The organism is Bacillus sp. P4_D3, from assembly GCF_056401855.1.
Map to the genome: position 1 here is coordinate 1 of NZ_JBFUIN010000222.1, position 5,331 is coordinate 5,331.

Annotated in this window: 7 protein-coding genes and 1 pseudogene; all 8 read right to left on the reverse strand. The window is 38.1% G+C overall.

The window, feature by feature from the left end; all coding sequences use genetic code 11:
• A partial coding sequence (locus AC1DTM_RS17690) for an AAA family ATPase (RefSeq protein WP_477000574.1) occupies positions 1-497 on the reverse strand: 497 nt, incomplete at its 3' end.
• Positions 498-645: 148 nt separating this feature from the next.
• Positions 646-1,383, reverse strand: a complete 738-nt coding sequence (gene rncS, locus AC1DTM_RS17695; RefSeq protein ID WP_016106003.1) for a ribonuclease III — start codon at positions 1,381-1,383, stop codon at positions 646-648.
• A gap of 58 nt (positions 1,384-1,441) precedes the next feature.
• Complete coding sequence (gene acpP / locus AC1DTM_RS17700; RefSeq protein WP_002014515.1) at positions 1,442-1,675, reverse strand: acyl carrier protein; 234 nt, start codon at positions 1,673-1,675, stop codon at positions 1,442-1,444.
• A gap of 69 nt (positions 1,676-1,744) precedes the next feature.
• Positions 1,745-2,485: a 3-oxoacyl-[acyl-carrier-protein] reductase gene (gene fabG, locus AC1DTM_RS17705; protein WP_477000575.1), complete on the reverse strand. Its 741-nt coding sequence runs from the start codon at positions 2,483-2,485 to the stop codon at positions 1,745-1,747.
• The gene (gene fabD, locus AC1DTM_RS17710) at positions 2,485-3,429 is read right to left on the reverse strand and encodes an ACP S-malonyltransferase (protein ID WP_002160730.1); all 945 of its coding nucleotides are present in this window, start codon (positions 3,427-3,429) and stop codon (positions 2,485-2,487) included. Before fabD ends, fabG begins: the two co-directional genes overlap by 1 nt.
• 14 nt (positions 3,430-3,443) lie before the next feature.
• A complete protein-coding gene (gene plsX, locus AC1DTM_RS17715; protein WP_002160729.1) occupies positions 3,444-4,436 on the reverse strand; it encodes a phosphate acyltransferase PlsX in 993 nt (330 codons plus the stop codon).
• Complete coding sequence (gene fapR, locus AC1DTM_RS17720) at positions 4,433-5,026, reverse strand: transcription factor FapR (protein WP_000747352.1); 594 nt, start codon at positions 5,024-5,026, stop codon at positions 4,433-4,435. Before fapR ends, plsX begins: the two co-directional genes overlap by 4 nt.
• A gap of 88 nt (positions 5,027-5,114) precedes the next feature.
• A pseudogene (locus AC1DTM_RS17725) lies at positions 5,115-5,331 on the reverse strand (ATP-dependent DNA helicase RecG); the annotation flags it as partial.

Genomic DNA, 5,331 nt, shown 5'->3' on the forward strand with positions numbered 1-5,331 from the left:
CCCGCAGCTTCTTCAAATACACCACGACGTTCTTCTGATTTACTACTCAAAATCTCTTCGACTTTCCCCTGGCTAATAATTGAAAAAGCTTCTCTTCCCATACCAGAGTCCATAAATAAATCAATAATATCTTTCAATCTACAAGATTGTTTATTAATATAAAAATCACTATCACCCGAACGAGATACACGACGCGTTACACACACCTCGTTATATTCAATCGGTAGGCGTTGGTCTTCATTATTTAAAGTTAATGTAACTTCAGCAACATTAACCGCTCTTCTCGTATCACTGCCGGCAAAAATAATATCCTCCATCTTTGCACCGCGTAATGACTTTGCAGATTGTTCACCAAGTACCCAGCGAATTGCATCAGTAATATTACTTTTCCCGCTCCCGTTAGGTCCTACTACAGAAGTTACACCTGGAACAAAATCGACAGATACACGCTCAGCAAAAGATTTAAATCCTGCTATTTCTAATCTTTTTAAAAACACGAAAGGCCTTCCTCCTATTCTCCGTTGTTGTAAACGTTGTCTGTACGAAAACAAGCTACTATACGGATTCCCCACTCCTTTTATTTATAAATAAAAGGAAAGTTTCATTCTATGCATAAGGAATCCCCCTCATTCAAAGGGGGATTCCTTATGATTGTTCTTTTAATTTTTTCAATGCTTCTGCAGCAGCTTGTTGCTCTGCCTCTTTTTTTGACTTACCACTTCCAAGACCTAATGCCTCATTATTTAAAGTTACACGGGACACAAATTCTCGGTTGTGGGCCGGTCCTTTTTCTTGCAAAATTTGATACTCAACATTGCCACTACCATCACGCTGAATCAATTCTTGCAATTGACTCTTATAATCCATCACATGAGAAAAAGCACCTTCATTAATTTTTGGATATACAACTTCTTTTAAGTATCCCCAAACTGTTTCTAGCCCTTGATCAAGATAAAGGGCACCAATAAACGCTTCAAAGACATCCGCTAATAAAGCTGGTCGTTCACGTCCACCCGTCATTTCCTCACCTTTTCCTAATAAAACAAGGCTACCAAATGACATTTCGTTTGCAAAACGAACAAGAGATGGCTCACATACAATAGCTGCACGTAGTTTTGTTAACTCTCCTTCGCTCATTGTCGGATATTTTTGAAACAGATACTGTGATACAGTGAGTTCCAATACAGCATCGCCAAGAAATTCAAGACGCTCATTGTCCTCATGCGGTTTTTTTCGATGCTCATTCACATACGATGAATGCGTAAATGCTTGAATCAATAATTTTTCATCTGTAAACGTAATACCTATCTTTTCTTGAAATACTTTAAAAGCTTCACGATATTTTGTTTCGTATTTTTTTTCTCTATGTTTTCGGTACGGCATAGGTCCCTCCAGATATAAGCCGAGAAGCCCCGTTAAAAAACGGGACTTCACTTAAGCATTATAGATGACTCTCTATGTAAGTCACAGCATCGCCAACAGTAGCAATCTTTTCAGCATCTTCATCAGAAATTTCCATTTCGAATTCATCTTCTAATTGCATTACAAGTTCTACTACATCTAGGGAGTCTGCGCCCAAATCTTCTTTGAAGCTTGCAGCTGGTACTACTTCAGTTTCTTCTACTCCTAAACGATCAACGACAATTTTTGTTACACGCTCTAAAACATCTGCCATTTTATTCACCTCCCCTCAAATATTATATAAAATATTGTCMAAAAAAACTAGGTGAAATCGATTCTTTTATTACATTACCATACCGCCGTCAACATTTAACGTTTGACCTGTAACATATTTACTTTGATCAGAAGCGAAAAACGTTACAGTATTTGCGATATCTTGTGCTTCTCCAAACTGAGCCGCAGGAATTAATTTTAACATTTCTGCTTTTATATTTTCATCTAATACATCCGTCATATCAGTCGCAATAAACCCTKGGGCAATTGCATTTACAGTAATATTTCGGCTCGCTAATTCTTTTGCTGATGTTTTTGTTAATCCAATTACACCAGCTTTAGCAGCTACATAATTTGCTTGTCCTGGGTTTCCTGTTACACCAACAACAGAAGCGATATTAATAATACGTCCATGACGTTGACGCATCATATAGCGCGATACTGCTTTCGTACATAAGAAAACACCTTTTAAGTTTGTATTAATAACTGTATCCCATTCTTCTTCTTTCATACGCATTAATAAATTATCTTTTGTTACACCAGCGTTATTTACAAGAATATCAACTTGTCCAAACGTATCTACAGTTTGTTTCACCATACTTGTAACATCATCAGCATTTGCAACATCTGCTCTTACTGCAATGGCATCTGAACCTAATTTCTTTATTTCATCAACTACTTCATTCGCCTTTTGCTCATTACCAGCATAATTTACTACAACATTTGCCCCTTGTTTCGCTAAATCAATGGCAATCGCACGACCAATCCCACGTGAAGCACCAGTTACTAATGCTACTTTCCCTTTTAACATCAGCTTTCTCCTCTCAAATTTGAAATGGTATCTTTTAATGTCTCTTCATCATATATCGCATATGCTTTCACTGAAGAATCAATCGACTTCATAAGACCAGCAAGTACTTTTCCAGGTCCGATTTCAATGAATGTATCTACCCCTTGATTCACCATATACTCAATAGATGGGTACCATAATACAGGCGAATAGAGCTGTTCAATTAGCTTTTCTTGAATATCTGTACCACGTGTAATAACATCCGCCGTAACATTTGCAATAATAGGAATATTCGTGTCTTGAATTGTAATTTCATTTAAAACACTTTGGAATTTCTCAGCAGCTGGTTTCATAAGCGAGGAATGAAACGGTCCACTTACTTTGAGCGGAATTGCTCTTTTAGCGCCATTTTCTTTCGCTCTTTGAGAAGCAAGTTCTACTCCTTGCTTTGTTCCAGAAATAACAATTTGCTTCGTACTATTCATATTAGCAATTTGTACTGCGTATCCTTCACTTGTTACTTCTTCTGTAACTCGTTTCAGCATATCCGGATCCGCACCTAAAATAGCTGCCATTGCACCTTCCCCGCCTGGAACAGCTTCTTCCATATATTCCCCGCGTTTCCTTACAGCATATACAGCGTCTTCAAATGTTAATGCACCAGCAGCTACAAGAGCGCTATATTCACCCAAACTATGTCCTGCGACAAAATCAGGTGTAATATCATACTCCTTCAAAGCTGTTAAAATTGCAAAGCTCGTTGTTAATAGTGCCGGCTGCGCATTTGTCGTTAATGTTAACTTTTCCTGCGGTCCTTCAAAAATAACTTCTGAAAGAGAATCATGCAAAACCTCATCCGCTTTTGCAAACACTTTCGCAACCTCTTTATTATTCTCCGCTAACTGTCTACCCATTCCAACTGCCTGTGAACCTTGGCCCGGAAAAAGAAATGCTATTTTTCCCATTTCAAATCCTCCTCTTATTGAAGCGGCTCCTTCTCCATTACACTTGAAATTGTAGGAATTACTTCTTTCGCTACCATTTCTCTCGTTTGACGAATCGCACTAAATATCGATTGGTCATTAGAAGAACCGTGAGCCTTAATGACAGGAGCTTTCAATCCAAACAACGCCGCTCCTCCATACTCCGAATAATCCATTTTATCTTTCAATACCATAAGTTTTGGTTTTAATACCGCTGCTGCTAATTTGCTCGTAAACGAACTCATTAATTGTTCTTTTAACATAGAGAATAACGCAAGTGCTGTTCCTTCTAATGATTTTAGCGCTACATTACCCGTAAAACCATCACATACAACAACGTCTGCTACACCTTGCAATAAATCTCTTGATTCAACGTTTCCAACGAAATTAATTGGTGCATCCTTGAGCATAGCAAAGACCTGTTTTGAAAGCTCGTTTCCTTTACCATCCTCTGTTCCAACGTTTAAAAGTCCAACGCGTGGATTTTTAATTCCTCTTACCTTCTCTGCGTAAACAGAGCCCATTACTGCATATTGATATAAATGAATTGGTTTTGCATCAACGTTGGCTCCAACATCTAACATAACAAAACCTTCTCCATCAACAGTTGGCATTGTAGGTGATAAAGCTGGTCGTTCAATTCCTTCCATACGACCAATAACAAACAATCCAGCTGCCATCAAAGCTCCTGTACTACCTGCTGATATACAAGCATCCGCTACGCCGTCTTTTACTTGCTGCGCCGCTAGTACCATTGAAGCTTGTTTTTTTCGACGAACCGCTCTTACTGGTTCGTCTGTCGATTCAATTTTTTCGTCCGTATGAAGTATAGTAATTCGTTCTTCACTCGTTAAATATTGACGAATTCCCTCTTCTTTCCCTACTAACGTAATATGTAAATCTGAGTATTCCTTAATAGCTTTCATTGCTCCTAATACTACAGCCTTTGGTGCATGATCGCCGCCCATTGCATCTATTGCGATTTTCATAAGTTGTTACCTTCCTCACTATAATTACTAGATCGATACATTTCAAAAGTGCCTGTAAAAACAAGTTCTTCTCCTACAAAGCTACGCACTTTGACAACCGTCCGTCCTTTATCATTCTCTACATCTTCAACACGTGCTTTTGCAACAACACGCTCTCCTAATTTTACAGGACGAATATATCGAATGGTGGACTTTGCAGTTAAAGCTAATTCTTCATCAATAACCGCAACAGCTAGTGAGTTTGCTTGCGCAAACAAATGATGCCCACGAGCAATTTGATTTCTTTTAAATACATGTTCTACCTTTACTTCAAAGATAGAAATCGCATGTCTATCTAATTCTATATCGATAATTTCTCCGACAACCTCTTCTAACGGTAAAGATTTCACATCTTCTTCATGTTGTTTTGTAGCCACATGCTTAATTCGTTCTCTTAATTCAGGAATAGATAATTCCATACGATCAAGACGAACAGTTTGTATGCTCACTTGAAATTTTTCCGCTAAATCTTCATCCGTTATAAAAGGATTCGTTTCTATTGTTTGTTGTAATAATTCCTGTCTTTCTTTTTTACTTCTTCTTTTTTTCATACCGCACCATCCATTTTTATGACTAGGTACTAAAAGTAGTATATAATCATTAAAAGTAGAATGCAACAAAAACTTTTGCAGACTACTTTTAATCGAGCTTCTCTCCCTGGAACACACCTGTCCCATCAAGATAAGTACGCAGCGAAGCATACTGATCATTATGCCAAAACGCTTCTGAATCAACTAGTATCGCCGCATCTTGTCTTGCTGTTTCTAACGCCCGATAATCATGCACCATATCAGCAACCTTAAATTCTGGTAGACCACTTTGCTTACTTCCAAAGAAATCCCCAGGACCTCGTAAC